This is a genomic window from Rathayibacter sp. AY1F8 (assembly GCF_002932165.1).
GTDB lineage: Bacteria > Actinomycetota > Actinomycetes > Actinomycetales > Microbacteriaceae > Rathayibacter.
This window is the reverse complement of record NZ_PSVB01000022.1, coordinates 1-17,981: the sequence shown is the minus strand read 5'-3', so window position 1 is coordinate 17,981 and position 17,981 is coordinate 1. Positions and strand designations below refer to the sequence as shown.

The following is a 17,981-nucleotide window of genomic DNA, read 5'->3' as shown; positions in this document are numbered from 1 at the left end:
ATCGGAAAGGCCTCGTGAACGAGCGGGGAACGCCTCTCGACGACGATCTCTCCCCCTGGCGCGGACATGTCGTCATCCTCGCAGAAAGGGCCTCCCGAGGGGTCGGGGACCGCCTAGGGAAAGGCGCTCCGCATTGCTAGCGTGACCGACACCTCAGCATCGTCGTGCGGCGCATGCGCGGCACGCAGAAAGGTGCGCAGTGACTGTCGTCGATCTCATCGCATTCATCCGGCGGAACTGGCGGACCCTCGTGGGCGCCGTGCTCGTCGGAGCTCTGGCGATGGCCGCCTTCTCGTTCCTCACTCCGAAGGTCTACGAGTCGAGCTCGGCCGGATTCGTGATCGCCGCGAGCGACGGCAGCTCGGCCGATGCGATCAGCGGGTCGCAGACCGCGGTGACCCGGGCGAACGCCTACCTGCCGCTGATCTCGAGCAGCGCCGTCTCCGAGCGGATCGAGGCCGACCCGGAGGCGAACCCCGGCGGAGAGGCCCTGAGCGGCCGCCTCACCGCGAGGGTCGCTCCGGGCAGCACCCTGATCGAGGTCACCGCCGCGGCCGGGACCGCGCAGAACGCCGCAGCCCTGGCCAACGGGGCGCTCGCGGCGCTGGCGGCCGTCATCACCGACATCGAGACGCAGTCCACCGCCGACCGCACACCGCAGATCACCGTCGTCCCGCTCGAGAACGCGGAGCCGCCCGCCGCCCCGACGAGCCCCGACTGGGTGCGGAACATCCTGCTCGGCGCCCTGGGCGGCCTGGTGCTCGGCTTCGGTCTCGCCTTCCTCCGCCGGGCCCTCGACATCCGCGTGCGGACCGTCGACGACCTCACCGAGCTCTTCGGCGTCGGCGTCCTCGGGCGCATCCCCAAGGCCGGACGCCCGGGCCGGACCGGCGGCCGCCGCGGCACCGACGCGCTCACCGCGGAGGCGTTCCGCTCGCTCCGGACGGGCCTGCGCTTCTCCAGCGTCGACGAGGAGACGCGCAGCGTCGTGATCACCAGCGCCAACCAGGCCGAGGGCAAGTCCACGATCGCCGCCGGACTGGCCCGCGTCACCGCGGAGTCCGGGCAGCGCACCCTCCTGGTCGACGCGGACCTCCGCCGGCCCTCCGTGGCGCGGATGCTGGACATCGACGGCGCCATCGGCCTCAGCGAGGTCCTCAGCCACCAGATCCCTGTGGACGACGCGATCCGCCCCACCGGCACCGCGGGCCTCTACGCCCTCCCGGCCGGGCACATCCCGCCGAACCCGTCCGAGATGCTCGGCTCCGAGGCGATGCGCGCCCTGGTCGCGCGCCTCTCGAAGGACTACTTCGTCATCATCGACGCGCCGCCCGTGCTGCCCGTCACCGACGCCTCCATCGTCGCGACCGTCGTCGACGGCGTCGTCTTCGTCGTCGCCTCGAACCAGACGCACCGGCCCGAGGTGGTCGCCGCCCGGCGGATCGTCCAGCAGGTCCGCGCCCGCGTGCTCGGCACCGTGCTCAACATGGTCACCGCCCGTGACGGCGACACCGGGTACTACTACTACGACCGCAAGAACGCGTACTACGCCGAGCCGCAGCCGGCGACGGGGCGCAAGCGCGCGGCGGCGGCACCGCGCCGGTCCGAGCTCGCCCCGGTGGAGTCGCGGGCCCTGCCTCCGCAGACGTCCCGCCGGGCGGCTCGATGAGCGGGCGCCTGCTCCTGCTCTGCCATGCGAACGTGGCCCGGTCGCCCTCGGCCGAGCTGATCGCGGCGCGCCTGCTCGGCGCCGGCTCCGACTGGCGGGTCGAGAGCGCGGGAACGCACGCGGAGGCCGGCCGCGGGCTCGACCCCGAGCTCAGCGATGCGCTGCGGGCCCGCGGACTCTCCACGGCCGGGCACCGCGCGCGCCAGGCCGACGGCCGGATGCTCGCCGGCACCGATCCCGTGCTGGTGTTCGAGGCGGGCCAGCGGGAGTGGGTCACCCGCCACTTCCCGGCCGCCGCGCGCCGCACGACCACGGTCCGCCGGGCGGCGCGGCTGGCGGGAGCCGCCCCCGGCGTCCCGCTCCTGCGGCTGCTCGCCGACGACACCGCCCCCTACGGCGCCGAGGACGACTTCGCCGACCCGTTCGGGCGCGGACCGGACGTCGCCGCGGCGGCCGTCGAGGACATCGACGCCCTGCTCCGGGTGATCCTCCCCGCTCTCGGTGCTCTGCCCGTCGGCGCGGAGCCCCCGGCCGCCACCGTCCGGAGCACCCGCCGCTCGCTCCGCCGGGACCGCGCCGCCGAGACGGTCGCGAGGTGACCGCCGAGGGGGTGAGCGTCGTGATCCCGCACTACGGCGACCCCGCGCCCGCGCTCGCCCTCGTCGAGCGGCTCCGCAGCCAGGAGTCGCCCCCCGCCCTCGAGATCGTCGTCGTCGACGACGCCTCCCCGGTCCCGTTCCCGGCCGGGATCGACGGAGTGGAGGTCGTGCGGCGCGAGCGGAACGGCGGCTTCGGCGCCGCGGTGAACACGGGCGCCGCCCGGGCGCGCCACCCGCTGCTCCTGGTGCTCAACAGCGACCTCGTCGTCGGACCCTCCTTCCTCCGCGACCTGCTCGAGGCGGGACGGCCGTGGCTGCCCGCGGTCGTCGCTCCGGACCTCGTCGACGCGGGCGGGGAGCGGCAGTGGGTCGGCCGGCGCTTCCCGCGGCTGCGCCACTACGTCGTGGAGTGGCTCACTCCGCTCGCGCGCTGGCGCCCGCGGCTGCACGCCGCCGTCGGCCACGACACCCGGTGCGCCCCGGGCACGACGGTGCCGGTGGACTGGGTGGTGGGCGCCGTGATGCTGCTGCCGGTGGCCGAGTTCCGCGCGGTCGGCGGGTTCGACGAGTCCTTCCACATGAACTGCGAGGAGGTCGACCTCCAGCGCCGGCTGCGCGAGCGCGGCGTGCCCTCGGTCTTCGCCGGCTCCGTCGTCGCCGAGCACACGGGAGGCGGCTCCTCCGACCCCGCGCGCCGGCTGATCTGGCTGGTCGCCTCGCGCCTGCGCTACGCCCGCAAGTGGGGCGGGCGCCCCGCCGCCCTCGCCGCGGCCCTGCGCGCCGCCTCCGCCGTGAACCTCGCCGCCAACGCGGTGCGTGCCGCCGCCGGCAGCGACGTGCGCCCGCTGGCCGTCCTCCGGCGCGAGCTCCGGCTCGTCGCCGCCGCCGAGGCGGCGTCCCGGTGAGCGGGCCCGTGCTCGTGGTGAGCCCGGTCTTCCACGGCTACTGGGAGGCGCTCGAATCGGCGCTGGCCCACCTGGGCGACGACGTGGTCGTCCACCGCTACGACGCCGCGACCGGGCTGGGCCACGTGCGCGACGCACTCGGCCACCGGCTCCCCGGGGGCCGGCTCCGGCGCTCGTCGATGCGCGCCGAGACCGACCGCGCGATCGCGGCGCTGCGGGCCGTCCGGCCCCGGGCCGTCCTCGTGGTGAAGGGCGACTCCCTCGGCGACGCCTGGTGGGAGGAGATCGGCCGCGCCGGCGTCCCCGTGGTGCTCTGGCTCTACGACGAGCTCCGCAACATGGGGCACCCCGTCGACCGTCTGCGCTCCCTCGCCGGGGAGGCGGTGTCGATCGTCAGCTACTCCGTCGCCGACGTCGCCGAGCTCGTCCGCGCGGGGGTTCCGGCCGGGCACCTGCCCGACGCCTTCGACTCCCTCCTCTCCTTCCGCCCCCGCCCCTCCTCCGCGGTGACCTTCGTCGGCGCCCGCTACCCCGAGCGCGAGCGCGTGCTGCGGGAGCTCGCGGCCGGCGGGGTCGCGGTCGAGGCGTACGGGCGGCAGTGGTCGCGCCATCCCTGGGACGTGGCGCGCACCGGCCGCTGGCGCTCGGCCGGCGTCCCCGCCCGCCGCGACGTCCCGCGGGCGGGCTACTACGGAGTGATGGCCGGCTCGACCGCGACCCTGGCGCTGCACGGCGCGGGCCACGGCGGGCTCTCGATGCGCGCCTTCGAGGCGCCGGGCGTCGGGGCGCTGACCCTGATCGACCGCCCCGAGGTGGCGGAGTTCTACGAGGTGGGCAGCGAGGTGCTCGTCTTCGAGGAGCGGGACCAGCTCGTCGAGCACGTGCGGCGGGCGGGCGCGGACCCCTCCTGGGCGCGGCGCATCCGCGAGGCGGGCGCGCGACGCACCGGCGCCGAGCACACCTTCGTGCACCGGATGCGGGAGGTGAGGGCACTGTGGCGCTGACGCACCCGACCGACCTGGAGGCCTGGCGCCGCTGGCAGCGCGGCCGCGACCCGCTGCGCACCGCCCGGGCGGCGCTGCGGCGCTCCGAGCCGACCCGCCTGGTGCTGCACGTGCGCGGCGACCGGCCTGCGGTCCTGCTCGCGGTGGAGGCGTCGACGGCGAGCGCCCTCGCCTCGACCGCGGCCTCGCTCGCTCCTCTCGGCGGGGCTCCCGCGGCGGTCCTCGCTCCCTCCGGAGCCGGCGACGCGCTGTCCGGGCTGCTGCCGGGCCGCTGGAGGGCGCACCCGGTCGACCCGGAGGCGGACCCGCCCGCCGAGCTGCGGGGCCTCCGCGCCGTGATCGCCACCGGCCACTTCCTCGCGGCGGGAGCGGCCGCCCACCGCTGGTCCGGAATCCTCGGCGCCCGCTTCCTGGTCGTGCAGCACGGCCTGCTCACCCCCTCCGCCCCGCCGCTCCCGCCCGGAGCGACGCTGCTGGCGTTCTCGGAGGAGGACGCGGCCTTCTGGACCTCCGGCCGCAGCGACGTGGAGACCGAGGTCGTCGGCAGCCAGCTGCTCTGGACCGCGTCGCGCCGCCCGCGCCCCGAGCGGCTCGAGGAGCGGCCCCTGTTCCTCGGGCAGCTGCACGGCGCGGAGCTGCCCCGGCGGACGGCCGCGGCCACCGCCTCCCGCTTCTGCCGCGAGGCGGGCGCCGACTACCGCCCCCACCCCGCCGAGGTCGACCGCCGCTCGCGCTGGCAGCACGCGCGGTGGGAGCGCCGCGGCATCCCGGTGCTCCGCGGCGGCGACCTCGCCGCGCAGGCCCGGCCGGTCGCCTCGATCTTCTCGACCGGGGTCCTCGAGGCCGCGGCCGCCGGGATCCCCGCGTGGGTCGTCTGCGAGGACCCGCCCGCCTGGGTGCTCGAGTTCTGGAGCCGGTACCGGCTCGCGCGCTGGGGCGGGCAGACGCCGACCGCGGCTCCGCCCGTCCCGTCCGTCGAGCCGGCCGTCGCCGTCGCCCGCCGGGCACTCGCCATCGCCGAAGGAGGCACCCCGTGACCGTTCTCTGCGTCATCCCCGTGCGCGGGGGCTCGAAGGGCGTCCCGCGCAAGAACGCCCGCCCCGTCGCGGGCCGCCCGCTGGTGGTCTGGAGCATCGAGCAGGCGCTCGCTGCCGGACTCGACGTGCTCGTGTCGACCGACGACCCCGAGCTGGCCGCGATCGCGGAGGGGGCGGGAGCGGACGTGCCGTTCCTCCGGCCCGCCGAGCTGGCGCGCGACGAGACGGCGACCGAGCCCGTCGTGCTCCACGCGATCGAGCACCGGGCCGCGCTGGGTCGCCGCCCGGACGCGGTGATGCTGCTCCAGGCGACCTCGCCGATCCGGCTCCCGGGCACCCTCGCCCGCGCGCTCGAGCAGTTCGCCTCGACGGGGGTCGACTCGCTGGTGGGCGTCGTCCCGCAGACGCCGTTCCTCTGGCGGCTGCAGGAGGGGGCCGCCGTGCCGCAGTACGACGTCACGGCCCGGCCGCGGCGCCAGGACCTCGCCGAGGCCGACTTCTTCTACCGCGAGACCGGGTCCCTCTACCTCACCCGCACCGAGGTCTACGAGCGCGAGCGCAACCGGATCGGCGGCCGGGTCGGCCTGTTCGTCATGGACGAGGCGGAGGGCGGGGACATCGACACCGAGGCGGACCTCGCGGTGGTCGAGCAGACCTTCCTCAGCCTGTCGGCGGGAGGCGGCGCATGATCATCGACCGGCACCTCGCCCCGTTCATCGTCTTCGCCGAGGACCCGGTGCTCACCGCGCTGGCCAAGATCAACGCGAACAAGCAGCGGATCGTCTTCTGCGTCGACGGGCACGGGATCCTCCGCGGGTCGGTGTCCGACGGGGACTTCCGCCGCTGGATCATCGCGAACCCGACGGCCTCCCTCGACGTCCCGGCCCTCGCCGTCGCGAACACCGCCGTCCGCACGGCGGGAGCGGACGAGCCGGCCACCGCGATCGCCGCCCGGCTCGGCCGCGACGGGATCAGCCACCTCCCGCTCGTCGACGACCGCGGGCACCTCGTCGCGATCGCGGTCGAGGGCGACCGGGCGCTGCGGATCGGCCGCCACGAGGTGGGCGACGGCCACCCGGCCTTCCTGATCGCGGAGATCGGCAACAACCACAACGGATCGGTCGATCTGGCGCGGCGGCTGGTCGACCTCGCGGTCGAGGCGGGCGCCGACGCGGTGAAGTTCCAGCTGCGCGACCTCGACTCCCTCTACCGGCGCGCCGGCGGGGCCACCGCGGGGGAGGACCTCGGCGCCCAGTACACGATCGACCTCCTGCGCCGCTTCTCGCTGCCCGCCGAGCCGCTCCTCCGGGTCTTCGACCACGCGGCCGAGGCCGGGATCGACATCCTCTGCACCCCGTGGGACGCCCCGAGCGTGCAGGCGCTCGTCGACTACGGGATCCCGGGCCTCAAGATCGCCTCGGCGGACCTCACCAACCACGGCCTGATCGAGGACGCCGGCACCCGGGGCCTGCCCCTGCTGCTCAGCACCGGGATGTCCCGCGAGTCCGAGATCCTCGAGTCGGTCGCGCTGCTGCGCTCGCTCGGCACCTCCTTCGCCCTGCTGCACACCCAGTCGACGTACCCGGCGCCCTACCGCGACCTCAACCTCGCCTACCTCGACCGGCTCGCCGAGATCGGCGGCGGCGTCGTCGGCTACTCCGGCCACGAGCGGGGCTGGCACGTCCCCGTCGCCGCCGTCGCCCGCGGGGCCCGCATCGTCGAGAAGCACTTCACGGTCGACCGGGGGATGGAGGGCAACGACCACACGGTGTCCCTGCTCCCGGACGAGTTCCGCCGCATGGTCGGCGAGATCCGCGACATCGAGGACTCGCTCGGCACGCGCGACGCCCGATCGGTCTCGACGGGGGAGTCGATGAACCGCGTCTCGCTCGCGAAGTCGCTGGTCGCCTCCCGCGACCTCTCGATCGGGGACGTGGTGCGCGCCGCCGACGTCGTCGTCCGCAGCCCCGGCCGGGGCCTCCAGCCCAACGAGCTGCCGCAGCTGCTCGGCCGCGCGCTCCACCGCGACGTCGAGGAGGGCGGGTTCTTCTTCGCCGGCGACCTGCGCGAGAGCACGCCGTCCGGCCGGCCGTTCCGGTTCCGCCGCCCCTGGGGCCTGCCGGTGCGGTACCACGACCACGCGGTGCTCGCCGCGGAGTCGAACGCCGACTTCCTCGAGTTCCACTTCTCGTACCGCGACCTGGAGATCGAGCCGGACGACGTGTTCACCCGCCGCCTCGACTCCGGCTTCACCACCCACCTGCCGGACCTGTTCGCGGGCGACTTCCTCGTCGACCTCGCCTCCTTCGACGACGACGTGTGGGAGCGCTCGATCGCGGAGGTGCAGCGCACCGTCGAGACCACCCGGAGCCTCGCGCGCTGGTTCCGCCAGGAGGAGGACCCGATGATGGTCGTCACGATGGGCGGGTTCACCCGGCACGCGCACGTGGCTCCGGATCAGCGCGCTCCCCTCTACGAGCGCGTCGCCGACGCCCTCGAGCGGATCGACGCGAGCGGCGTCCGCGTGCTGGCGCAGACCCTCCCGCCCTACCCGTGGCTCATGGGCGGGCAGCAGTTCCACAACCTCTTCGTGGACCCGCGCGACACCGCGGAGTTCGCGGCCGCGACCGGCACGCCGCTCTGCCTCGACGCCTCGCACACCAAGCTCGCGGCGAACCACCTCGGGCTCGCCTTCTCGGAGGCGGTAGCGCTGCTCGCTCCGCTCAGCGCGCACCTGCACCTCGTCGACGCGACGGGTGTCGACGGCGAGGGGGTGCAGATCGGCGAGGGCGAGATCGACTGGCCGGACTTCGCGGCGTCGCTCGACGAGCTGGCGCCCGGGGTGCCGTTCATCCCCGAGATCTGGCAGGGGCACGTCAACAGCGGCGAGGGCTTCTGGACCGCGCTCGAGCGGCTGGAGGAGTGGCTGTGACCCCGCTCGCGCTCTGGGCGGTGCCGGTCGGCGAGTTCGGCGGGGTGGCCCGCCACGTCCTCGACGCCGCCCGGCACGGGATCCCCGGCCACCGGCTCGTCGTGCTCTGCCCGGAGGGAGCGCTCGCCGAGCGGCTGCGGGAGCAGGGCTCGGCCGTGACGACCGGGCGCTTCGGAGTGTCCGCCGGTGCCGCCGCCTCCGTGGCGACCCTGCGCGCGACCGCGGCGGCTCTCCGCCCGGCGATCGTCCACTCCCACCTCGCCCACGCCGACCTCGTGGCCGCGGCGACCCCGCTGCCCCGCGGGGTCCGCCGCGTCACGACGGAGCACGGCATCGCCGGGCCCGACGTCTACCACCGCACCGCCCTGCGGGCGCGGACGACCGCGGCGGCGCACCACGCGCGGCTGCGGTCCTTCGACGGCGCGATCGCCGTCTCGGAGGCCACCCGCCGCACCATGATCGAGAAGTGGCGGCCGAGCCTGCCGGTGCAGGTCGTGCTCAACGGAGTCGACGCCGCGCCCCGCGACCGCGAGCCGGGGGAGCCCGGGTCGCTCCGGGTCCTCTCGCTCGCGCGCCTGGCGCCGGAGAAGCGCCTCGACGCGCTGCTCGAGGCCTTCGCGGTGCTGCGCCGGCGCGTCCCCGGCGCCACGCTGACCGTCGCCGGCGAGGGGCCGCTCGACGGCACCCTGCGCGCCCGGGCCGAGCGGCTCGGCCTCGGCGACGCCGTGTCGTTCCCCGGCTTCGCCGATCCGGAGGCGGCGCTCGCCGCGGCGGACGTCGTCGCCCAGCTCTCGGTCTGGGAGAACTGCTCCTACACGCTGCTCGACGCGGCCGCCCGCGGGATCGGCGTGGTCGCCTCCGCGGTGGGCGGGAACCCCGAGATCGTCGAGCGGGACTCGCTGGTCGACGCCGACGACCCGGAGGCGGTGGCCGCGGCGCTGGAGCGGCAGGCGTCGAGGGCCGCGGCTCCTCGCGCCGTGCGGGACGTCGCCGCCATGTGCGGCGGGATCGCCGCCGTGTACGAGGGGGTGGCGGCGTGAGCGGCGGGTCCCTGCGACCGGGGCTGCGCACCCTCCTCTCGCTGGCCGGCGCCGCCTCTCCGGGCTGGATCACCGCCGCCGTCGCGGGCTCCCTCGCGCTCGCGGTCCTCGACACCCTGGGCGTCGCCGCGATGGTGCCGCTCATGGCGCTGCTCACCGGGACCGACACCACCACGGGCGCGCTCGGCGTCCTCTCCGGCGTCCTCGGCTCGACGGACGTCCAGACCCTCCTCCCGATCATCGCCGGCTTCGTCGCGGTCGTCTTCGTGCTCAAGAGCGCCGGGACGATCGTCTTCCGGTGGTGGCTGCTCGGCCGCACCACGCGGATCTCGGCCGACGCTGCGACGGAGCTGCTGCGGCGGTACGTCCTCGCGCCCTACGCCGTCCACCGCTCCCGGCGCCTCGCCGAGGTGTACCGGACCATCAACGACGCCAGCGCGCAGGCGGCCGGCGTGCTGCTCGGCGTGATCGGCATCGCCTCCGATCTGCTGGTGCTCGTCGCGATCGTGGCGATCCTGCTGGTCGCCTCGCCGGTCGCGACCCTGTTCGCGGCCGTCTTCTTCGCGGTGCTGCTCGGCGGCGTCCAGGCCCTCCTGCGGCGGCGGCAGGGCCGGATCGGCGAGGAGATGGCGGAGGCGGCGCTGGAGTCGTGGCAGTTCCTGCTCCCCTCGCTCGACGGGTTCCGCGAGGCGCGCCTCACCTCGAGCGCGGCGAGCCTGGTCGCCGGCTTCAGCGGGGCCAAGCGCCGCAGCGCCCAGGCTCTGCGCTCCCTCTCGCTCGTCTCGGAGCTGCCGAAGTACCTGCTCGAGATCGGCTTCGTCGTCGCCGTCGTGGGCGTCTCGGGGATCCTGGTCGCCACCGGCTCCGGCGCCGAGGCGCTCTCCGTCCTGGGCGTCTTCGCGGCCGCCTCCCTCCGCGCCCTGCCGACCCTCAACCGCGTCTCGGCCACCTTCGCGATCGTGCGCAGCGGCCAGGCGGGCCTGCGGATCGTCTCCGAGGCGGCCGAGGAGCTCGCCTCCGAGGGGGCGCACGACGAGAGGCCCGGGCCGGGCGGCCGCTACTCCGGCGACATCGCGCTCGAGCACGTCACGTACCGCTACGCCGACTCCGACGTGGACGTGGTGCGGGACGTCTCCCTGGTGATCCAGCGGAACGCCACGACCGCCTTCGTCGGATCCAGCGGCGCCGGCAAGAGCACCCTCCTCGACCTGGTCCTCGGCCTGCTCCCGCCCACGAGCGGCCGGATCCTCTGCGGCGGGCGGCCGATCGACGAGGACCCGGCGGCCTGGTACGCGGGGCTCGGCGTGGTGCCGCAGGACGTGTTCCTCCTGGACGCGACCGTCGCCGCGAACGTCGCCTTCGGGGTGCCGGCGGCCGAGGTCGACCACGAGCGCGTGCGCGAGGTGCTGCGGACGGCGCAGCTCGAGGAGTTCGTCAGCGGGCTGCCGCAGGGTCTGGACACCCGCGTGGGCGAGCGCGGCGTCCGCCTCTCCGGTGGCCAGCGCCAGCGGCTCGGCCTCGCCCGGGCGCTGTACCGGCGCCCCTCCGTCCTCGTCCTCGACGAGGCGACGTCGGCGCTCGACAACCGCACGGAGCACGAGATCTCGCGGGCCGTCGCCGAGCTGCACGGCAGCATGACCGTCCTCGTGGTCGCCCACCGGCTCTCGACCGTGCGCGGCGCCGACCGGCTGCTCTTCCTCGACGGCGGCCGGATCGAGGGGGCCGGCACCTTCGAGGAGGTGCGGGCCGCGCACCCCGGCTTCGCCCAGCTCGTGGCGCTCGGAGAGCTCTCGTGAGCGGGGGAGGCCCCCGGTGGTGACGCGCGGCGACGTCCGCTCGGCGCTGCTGGCGCCCCTCCGCCGACGGGGCACGACGGTGCTGCTGCCCGGCGAGTCGTTCGGGGTCGGGAACCTCGCCTACTTCTGGCTGCAGGCCCACGCCCGCCGGAGCCGCAGGGTGCCGACCGCGGTGCGCGCGACGCGGAGGACCGCGGAGTGGGCGGAGGTCTTCCCGCGGGTCCTCGAGGAGCTCGTGGTGCCCCCGGCGGAGATGTCGTTCTTCAGCCCCCGCGAGCTCGGGAGCGTCCACCAGGAGCTCGGCGTGGAGTTCACAGCGGACGAGCTGGCGGACTTCGTCGCGACGATGCTGCTCCCGCCCGGCGGCCCCTTCACCGCTCTGGTGGCGGCGGCGCGACCGGAGGCGGACCTCACCCTGAACATCCGGCGCGGTGACTACTACAGCGTCCCGGCCTTCCGCGGCCGCTACTCCTTCGACGTGGTCGAGTACGTCGACGCGGCGCTCGCCCTGGCCCGCGAGCGGGAGCCCGTGCGCAGCGTCCTGATCGTGTCGGACGACCTCGACTGGTGCCGGGTGAAGCTGGCCCGCGTCCTCGAGGGCGTCGAGGTGCGCTTCCCGGGGGCGGGGACGCCGGTGCCGCAGCAGCTCGCCCTGCTGGCCGCGTCCCGCCGCCTGGTGCTGACGAACTCGACCTTCTCGTACTGGGGCGCGCATCTCGGCGACCACGTGCACGGCGGCGCCGACGTGATCGCGCCGTGGTTCCACAGCCGCGCGTGGAACGGAGGGGCAGCGACGCAGCTCGACCCGCGCTGGCGGGTGGTCCGCGACCTCCCCGGCGGCTGGGACGGCTGACGCGGCGCGTCCAAGGCGGGCGGCTGCGCGGGGCTCGCGGGCGCCGGCGGGGGCTGCGGGCGGGCGGCTCCGGGGGCGCGACCGGGCGTGGACGGCTGCGGGCGGGCGGATGTGCGAGGACGGCTCCGGGCTCGCGGCTCCGTGCTCTCGGCTCGGCTCTCGGCCGCGGGCTCTCGGCTCCGGGCTCGCGGCTCCGGGCTCGCGGCTCCGGGCTCTCAGCGCAGGACGTGGCCCTCGACGTCGACGGGAGCCCGGGCGGTGAGGCGCTTCAGCCGCATCGCGGGGCGCTCGACCAGCAGCCAGCTCGCCCACGCGAGGGGGACCGTCGCTGCGACCGAGAGCGCGATGTAGGCCCAGAGCGGCACGTCGGCTCCGGCTCCGACGATCGCCAGCGAGAGCAGCTGCTGCACGGGGAACGCGTAGATGTACATCCCGTAGGAGACGTCGTGGGTCGCGCCCACTCGACGCAGGGGGAGCCGGGCGCCGAGCGCGACCATCAGATAGGCGAGGGGGAGGCCGGCGAGCACGCGGTAGAGGCCGGTCGCGATCACGAGGACGAGCAGCACGGCCGCGACGGCGGTGAGTGCGCCCGTCAGGGGGAGGCGGTCGCGGTACAGGTGCACGAGCGCGCCGGCGAGGAAGTACCCGACGAGCGTCACCGTCTGGTTGAGGGGTGCCGGGAACGGGACGAGGTCCGTCGCGAGCACCGCCGCGACGAGGGTGAGGCCCGCGAATCCCGCGACCACGAGGGGGCGCACCCAGCGCGCGGGCGCCAGGGAGACGAGCAGGCCGATCACGACGTAGCTGACGAACTCGTAGAACAGGCTCCAGAGCGAGCCGTTCCACGCGCCCGGGTAGGGGACGGAGCCGAGCATCCCCGCGATGCCGTACTCCCGGATGTAGAGGGCCGCATTGGCGACCACGAAGCGCACCGCCCCGGCCGCGCTGTACTCGCCGGCTCCGAGGAGGAGCGACGCGAGCGGTGCGGCGACGAAGGCCACGACCAGGAGCGAGACGAGGAAGGCGGGATAGATGCGGAGGAAGCGCCGCCAGAGGAAGTCGACCAGCGATCGCGAGCGCAGCCGGCTCGCGGTGATCAGGAAGCCGGAGGTGGCGAAGAACCCGCCGACCGCCCAGGCGCCGAGGGTGGAGCCGCCGAGCCCGGGGTCGTCGCCGTAGCCGCCGAGGGGGAAGGAGTGCGACACGATGACGAGGACCGCCAGCCCGAGCCGCAGGGCGTTGATGCTGTTCGACCGCGGGTCGAAGGCGGAGCCGACGGTCGGGCGCGTGCGTGGCGCGCGGGCGGGCGCGGCGGTGCGCCGGACGTTCTCCTGGCGGGTCATGCGCACATCCTGCTGACCCCGGCCGCCGCCGTCGATCGGGCGTGGGACGCGCCGCGCTCCTCCCGGAGGGCCCGCGCGCCAGCAACGACGCGCGCTCCACCCCTGCGGACCCGCCGCGGAGCTGACGCGGACTGACGTGCGGCCTGCGGCTGACCCCTCTCCGCCCGGTCGTTCCTCCGTCGCCCTCTCCGCGAGACGCCGCTCCGGTAGTCGACACGCCGGAGCGGGTTCACCGGAGCGGGATCCCGCGGCGGGCGGTCGGATCACGCCGGTCGGATCGCGCCGGTCAGAGCAGCCCGTCCGTGAGATGGTCCGGCGTGCCGAAGCGGTGGGCCGTGATCGACACGGCCTGCTCGCGGAGGAACGGCAGCAGCTCCAGCCGGCCCGCCTCGGTCGCCGCGCCCGCGTAGACCGCGAGGTCGGGGCGCCCGCCCGTCACGGCCGTCACCGTCGCGGCGGACGCGCCCAGCAGACGCACCCGTCCGGCGCCGTGCGCGCGCACCCGCGCCTCCCACGCCGCGTCGTCCTCGACCACGACGGCGCCGGCCGCCTCGTCGAGACCGGCGGCGAGCTGCGGAGGCAGTGCCACGGCGCTCGAGACGACCACCCGTGCCTGCGCGGTCGCCGCCGCGACGGCCACCCGCACGAGCGAGCCCAGCGGCCCCCCGGCGGCCAGGCGCACCAGCACGGCGGAGTCGTAGGGCAGGCGGCGGAAGACGTTGCGCTCCGCCTCCAGCCCCGTCACGTCGCGAGGAGCACCCGCGGTCCACGCCGCCGCGCAGCTGCGCGCCGTCCGCTCCACCGCGGCGTGCTCCTCCGCCGGGAGCTCCGCGCGCGACGCGGCGAGCAGGCGGGCGGCCGGTCCGACGACCGGAGCGGTCGCCTCCGACGACGCCGCGGTCCACGAGCCCAGGCCGAGCAGGTAGTCCGGCCCGCCCGCCTTGGTGCCCGGGCCGACCGCCGACTTCTTCCAGCCGCCGAACGGCTGGCGCTGCACGATCGCCCCGGTGATCCCGCGGTTCACGTAGAGGTTGCCCGCCTCGATCCCGTCGAGCCAGGTGCCGATCTCCTCCGGGTCGAGCGCGTGCAGGCCCGAGGTGAGCCCGTAGTCGACCTCGTTGACGATCGCGATCGCCTCGTCGAGGGTCGCCGCCGTCATGATCCCGAGGATCGGCCCGAAGTACTCGGTGCGGTGGAACTCGGAGCCGCGGCGCACGCCGTCGCGGACGCCGGGGCTCCACAGGCGTCCGGAGTCGTCGAGGCTCCGCGGCTGCAGCAGCCAGGTCTCACCGGCGCCGAGCCGGGTCAGGCCGCGCAGCAGCTTGCCGCCGGCGGGTTCGATCACCGGCCCCATCCGCGTCGCGGGGTCGGTCGGGTAGCCGACCGTGAGGGAGGAGACCGCGTCGAGCAGCTGCGCACGGAACCGCTTCGAGCGCGCGACGGAGCCGACCAGCACCACGAGCGAGGCTGCGGAGCACTTCTGGCCCGCGTGCCCGAAGGCGCTCGCCACGACGTCCTTCACCGCCAGGTCGAGGTCGGCCGAGGGGGTGACCACGATCGCGTTCTTGCCGCTCGTCTCGGCGAGTAGCGGGAGGTCGTTCCGGAAGGAGCGGAACAGCTCCGCCGTCTCGTAGGCGCCGGTGAGGATCACGCGGTCGACCTGCGGGGAGGCGATCAGGTCGCGCCCCAGCTCCTCCTCCGGCAGGCGGAGCAGGCGCAGGGCCTCGCGGGGCACGCCCGCCGCCCACAGCGCCTCGGCCACCACGGCGCCGCAGCGCGCGGTCGGACCGGCGGGCTTGAGCACCACGGCGGAGCCGGCCGCGAGCGCCGCGAGGACGCCGCCGGCCGGGATCGCGACCGGGAAGTTCCACGGCGGAGCGACCAGGGTCAGCGCGGCCGGGTGGAAGCGGGCGCCGTCGACCGCGTCGAGCTCGAGGGCGCGCTCGGCGTAGTAGTGGGCGAAGTCCACGGCCTCCGAGACCTCGGGGTCGCCCTGGTCGAGGGTCTTGCCGCCCTCGGCCGCCATGACCTCGAGCAGCTCGGCGCGGCGCGCCTCCAGCTCGTCGCCCGCGCGGTGCAGGATGCGGGCGCGCTCCTCGGCCGGGACGTCGCTCCAGCCGCTGCCGCGGGCGCCGGAGAGCACCGACTCCAGCTCGTCGAGGGTGCCGATCGTGGCGGCCTCGATCGCGTCGGCGCCGGCCCGGGAGGAGGGGACGCGCGCGAGGATCGCCTGCGCCCACTCGCGGTTCGCGGCGACGGACGGGTCGGTGTCGGGGGTGCTGCGGAAGTCGCCCGGTCCCGGACGGCCGCTCGCGGCGAACCGGTCGGGCACGCGGTGCGCCGGGGGGACGGCCCCGTCGAGGGCGGCGACGGAGGCGCGGAACCGCTCCTCCTCCCGCGCGAAGAGCGCCGGGTCGGCCTCGAGCTCGAAGACGGCCGACATGAAGTTCTGGCTCGACGCGCCCTCCTCCAGCCGGCGGATCAGGTACGCGATCGCCACGTCGAACTCGGCCGGCGCGACGACCGGCGTGTAGAGCAGGAGCGAGCCGACCGTGCGGCGCACCGCCTCCGCCTGGCCCTGGGCCATGCCGAGGAGCATCTCGTACTCGATCCCCTCGCGGACGCCGCGGGTGCCGGCGAGAAGCCACGAGTACGCGACGTCGAAGAGGTTGTGCCCGGCGACGCCGACCCGCACGTTGCGGATCCGCTCCGGGTGCAGCGCGTAGTCGACGACGCGCTTGTAGTTCGTGTCGGAGTCCTGCTTGCTGCTCCAGGTCGCCAGCGGCCAGCCGTGGACCGAGGCCTCGACCTGCTCCATCGGCAGGTTCGCGCCCTTGACCAGGCGCACCTTGATGCCAGCGCCGCCGCGGGCCCGGCGGGCGGCGCTCCACTCCTGCAGGCGGATCATCGCCGAGAGCGCGTCCGGCAGGTAGGCCTGCAGCACGATGCCGGCCTCGAGGCCGAGGAACTCCGGCCGGTCGAGGATGCGGGTGAAGACCGCGATGGTGAGGTCGAGGTCCTTGTACTCCTCCATGTCGAGGTTGATGAACTTCTGCGGCGAGGAGGCGGCGGCTCGGGCGAACAGCGGCGCCAGCTCCTCGACGATGTCGTCGACCGCGGCGTCGAAGGCCCACGGGTTGTGCGGGGCGGTGCTCGAGGAGACCTTGATCGAGACGTAGTCGACGTCGTCGCGGGCGAGGAGCCGGTGCGTCCCCTCCAGGCGGCGGTGGGCCTCCTCGCGGCCGAGGACGGCCTCGCCGAGCAGGTTCATGTTGAGCCGGACGCCGTCGCGGCGGATCGCGGCGATGGCCGGGCCCAGGCGGGAGTCGGTCGCGTCGATGATCAGGTGGCCGACCATCCGGCGCAGCACCCGGCGCGCGATCGGCACCACGACGTCCGGGAGGAGCGGCGCCATGACGCCGCCGAGGGCGACCGCGCTGCGCATCGGAGCCGGGAGGAAGGACGGCACGCCGCCCGCGATCGCCTTCAGCGCCGCCGCCGCGACGCGGGTGTCCTCGGGTCGGACGACGCCGTCGACGAAGCCGACCGTGAAGTCCAGGCCGGCCGGGTCCTTCAGCACGCCCGCCAGCTGCGCCCCGGAGGCGTCGATCGGGATCGCGGACGCCTCGCGCAGCCAGCGCCGCACCAGGGCGACGCTCTCGTCGACCAGGCGGGGATCGATCGAATCGGCGGACGGGCCGTCGGCGGCGGGGCCGGTGGCGAGAGCGGGGCTGGCGAGATCCGTCATGGTGCGGTCCTTCTGCTCTGAGGCGGGTGCCTTCAGTATTCGACCGACTACCGTTGAGCAGAAGCGACCGTTCCTTACCGGTACCGGTCAGCTCAGCTGAACGATCGGAGAGACGCCGTGCTCGATGTCCGCCGCCTGGTACTGCTCCGCGAGGTGGCCATCCGCGGCACTCTCGCCGCCGCGGCCGAGGCCCTCGCCTACAGTCCCTCCGCCGTCTCGCAGCAGCTCGCCGTGCTCGAGCGCGAGGCCGGCGTCGAGCTGCTGCGGAAGGCGGGCCGGCGCGTGCAGCTCACACCCCAGGCCGAGATCCTGGTCGAGGCGGCCGGCGAGGTGATGGCCCTGCTCGAGCGGGCGGAGGCGGCGCTCGCGGCCTCGGGGGAGTCGGTGACCGGGCGGGTGCGCGTCGCGGTGTTCCAGTCGGCCGCGCTCGCGCTCATGCCGGGCGCGCTCCGGGCCGTCGCCGACCGCTTCCCGGAGGTGCGGATCGAGATGGTGCAGCGCGAGCCGGAGGGTGCGCTGCACGAGACGTCGTGGGCGCGGGAGTTCGACCTCGTCGTCGCCGAGCAGTACCCCGGCCACTCGACCTCCTGGTTGCCCGGACTGGTGCGCAGCGACCTGACGACCGACGCGATCCGCCTCGCCGTGAGCCGCGACTCCGCCGTCGTCGACCTCGCCTCGGCCCGCGACTCCGCCTGGGTGATGGAGCCGCGCGGCACCGCGAGCCGCCACTTCGCCGAGCAGACCTGCCGGGTCGCGGGCTTCGAGCCGGACGTCCGCTTCGAGACCGCCGACCTGCAGGCGCAGATCCGCCTCGCCGCCTCCGGCCACGCCGTCGCCCTGATGCCCGACCTGGTCTGGGCGGGCGAGGCCCCGGACTGCCGCCTCCTCGAGCTGCCCGGCACGCCCCGCCGCACGATCTTCACCGCCCAGCGCGAGGCGCAGCTGGCGTCGCCGGCCGTGCGGGTGTTCCGGGAGTGCCTGGCGGAGGTGGCGGGGCGGTTCGCGTGAGGCTGAGGGCGTGCGGGGGTGCGTGAGGCGGGGCGGTGCGGTTCGGG

General features: G+C 75.5%; 13 protein-coding genes. 11 read left to right on the top strand and 2 right to left on the bottom strand.

What is annotated here, in order from left to right:
- Positions 1–199 precede the first annotated feature (199 nt).
- From C5C35_RS13870 to C5C35_RS13825, 10 genes are read left to right on the top strand one after another with little or no spacing between them, the layout of a single operon-like run.
- Positions 200–1,669: a polysaccharide biosynthesis tyrosine autokinase gene (locus tag C5C35_RS13870; RefSeq protein ID WP_104247947.1), complete on the top strand. Its 1,470-nt coding sequence runs from the start codon at positions 200–202 to the stop codon at positions 1,667–1,669.
- A complete protein-coding gene (locus tag C5C35_RS13865; protein WP_104227202.1) occupies positions 1,666–2,268 on the top strand; it encodes a hypothetical protein in 603 nt (200 codons plus the stop codon). Before C5C35_RS13870 ends, C5C35_RS13865 begins: the two co-directional genes overlap by 4 nt.
- Positions 2,265–3,173 carry a glycosyltransferase family 2 protein gene (locus C5C35_RS13860; RefSeq protein ID WP_104263341.1) on the top strand — a complete coding sequence of 303 codons (909 nt, stop codon included), beginning with the start codon at positions 2,265–2,267 and terminating at the stop codon, positions 3,171–3,173. The genes C5C35_RS13865 and C5C35_RS13860 overlap by 4 nt, the downstream gene beginning before the upstream one ends.
- Positions 3,170–4,177 (top strand): glycosyltransferase, encoded by a 1,008-nt coding sequence (locus C5C35_RS13855; RefSeq protein WP_104263340.1) that lies wholly within the window; start codon positions 3,170–3,172, stop codon positions 4,175–4,177. Before C5C35_RS13860 ends, C5C35_RS13855 begins: the two co-directional genes overlap by 4 nt.
- Positions 4,168–5,214 (top strand): hypothetical protein, encoded by a 1,047-nt coding sequence (locus tag C5C35_RS13850; RefSeq protein WP_104263339.1) that lies wholly within the window; start codon positions 4,168–4,170, stop codon positions 5,212–5,214. The genes C5C35_RS13855 and C5C35_RS13850 overlap by 10 nt, the downstream gene beginning before the upstream one ends.
- Positions 5,211–5,903, top strand: a complete 693-nt coding sequence (locus C5C35_RS13845; RefSeq protein WP_104263338.1) for a cytidylyltransferase domain-containing protein — start codon at positions 5,211–5,213, stop codon at positions 5,901–5,903. Before C5C35_RS13850 ends, C5C35_RS13845 begins: the two co-directional genes overlap by 4 nt.
- Positions 5,900–8,146 carry an N-acetylneuraminate synthase family protein gene (locus tag C5C35_RS13840; RefSeq protein WP_104263337.1) on the top strand — a complete coding sequence of 749 codons (2,247 nt, stop codon included), beginning with the start codon at positions 5,900–5,902 and terminating at the stop codon, positions 8,144–8,146. The genes C5C35_RS13845 and C5C35_RS13840 overlap by 4 nt, the downstream gene beginning before the upstream one ends.
- Positions 8,143–9,186, top strand: coding sequence for a glycosyltransferase family 4 protein (locus C5C35_RS13835; protein ID WP_104261319.1), 1,044 nt, complete (start codon positions 8,143–8,145; stop codon positions 9,184–9,186). The genes C5C35_RS13840 and C5C35_RS13835 overlap by 4 nt, the downstream gene beginning before the upstream one ends.
- The gene (locus tag C5C35_RS13830; RefSeq protein ID WP_104227195.1) at positions 9,183–10,982 is read left to right on the top strand and encodes an ABC transporter ATP-binding protein; all 1,800 of its coding nucleotides are present in this window, start codon (positions 9,183–9,185) and stop codon (positions 10,980–10,982) included. The genes C5C35_RS13835 and C5C35_RS13830 overlap by 4 nt, the downstream gene beginning before the upstream one ends.
- 16 nt (positions 10,983–10,998) lie before the next feature.
- Positions 10,999–11,835, top strand: a complete 837-nt coding sequence (locus C5C35_RS13825; protein WP_104263336.1) for an alpha-1,2-fucosyltransferase — start codon at positions 10,999–11,001, stop codon at positions 11,833–11,835.
- 215 nt (positions 11,836–12,050) lie between these two features.
- Here the strand turns inward: C5C35_RS13825 and C5C35_RS13820 are convergent, their stop codons facing one another.
- Positions 12,051–13,178, bottom strand: a complete 1,128-nt coding sequence (locus C5C35_RS13820; protein WP_104263335.1) for an acyltransferase — start codon at positions 13,176–13,178, stop codon at positions 12,051–12,053.
- A gap of 286 nt (positions 13,179–13,464) precedes the next feature.
- A complete protein-coding gene (locus C5C35_RS13815; RefSeq protein WP_104263334.1) occupies positions 13,465–16,926 on the bottom strand; it encodes a bifunctional proline dehydrogenase/L-glutamate gamma-semialdehyde dehydrogenase in 3,462 nt (1,153 codons plus the stop codon).
- Positions 16,927–17,043: 117 nt separating this feature from the next.
- Between C5C35_RS13815 and C5C35_RS13810 the strand changes: the two genes are divergently transcribed.
- The gene (locus C5C35_RS13810) at positions 17,044–17,934 is read left to right on the top strand and encodes a LysR family transcriptional regulator (RefSeq protein WP_104261769.1); all 891 of its coding nucleotides are present in this window, start codon (positions 17,044–17,046) and stop codon (positions 17,932–17,934) included.
- Positions 17,935–17,981 lie beyond the last annotated feature (47 nt).

Bases quoted from the DNA above. Each gene is read 5' to 3' on its own strand.
- C5C35_RS13820 (WP_104263335.1), bottom strand. From the start codon at position 13,178: ATGACCCGCCAGGAGAACGTCCGGCGCACCGCCGCGCCCGCCCGCGCG.
- C5C35_RS13815 (WP_104263334.1), bottom strand. From the start codon at position 16,926: ATGACGGATCTCGCCAGCCCCGCTCTCGCCACCGGCCCCGCCGCCGAC.
- C5C35_RS13865 (WP_104227202.1), top strand. From the start codon at position 1,666: ATGAGCGGGCGCCTGCTCCTGCTCTGCCATGCGAACGTGGCCCGGTCG.
- C5C35_RS13840 (WP_104263337.1), top strand. From the start codon at position 5,900: ATGATCATCGACCGGCACCTCGCCCCGTTCATCGTCTTCGCCGAGGAC.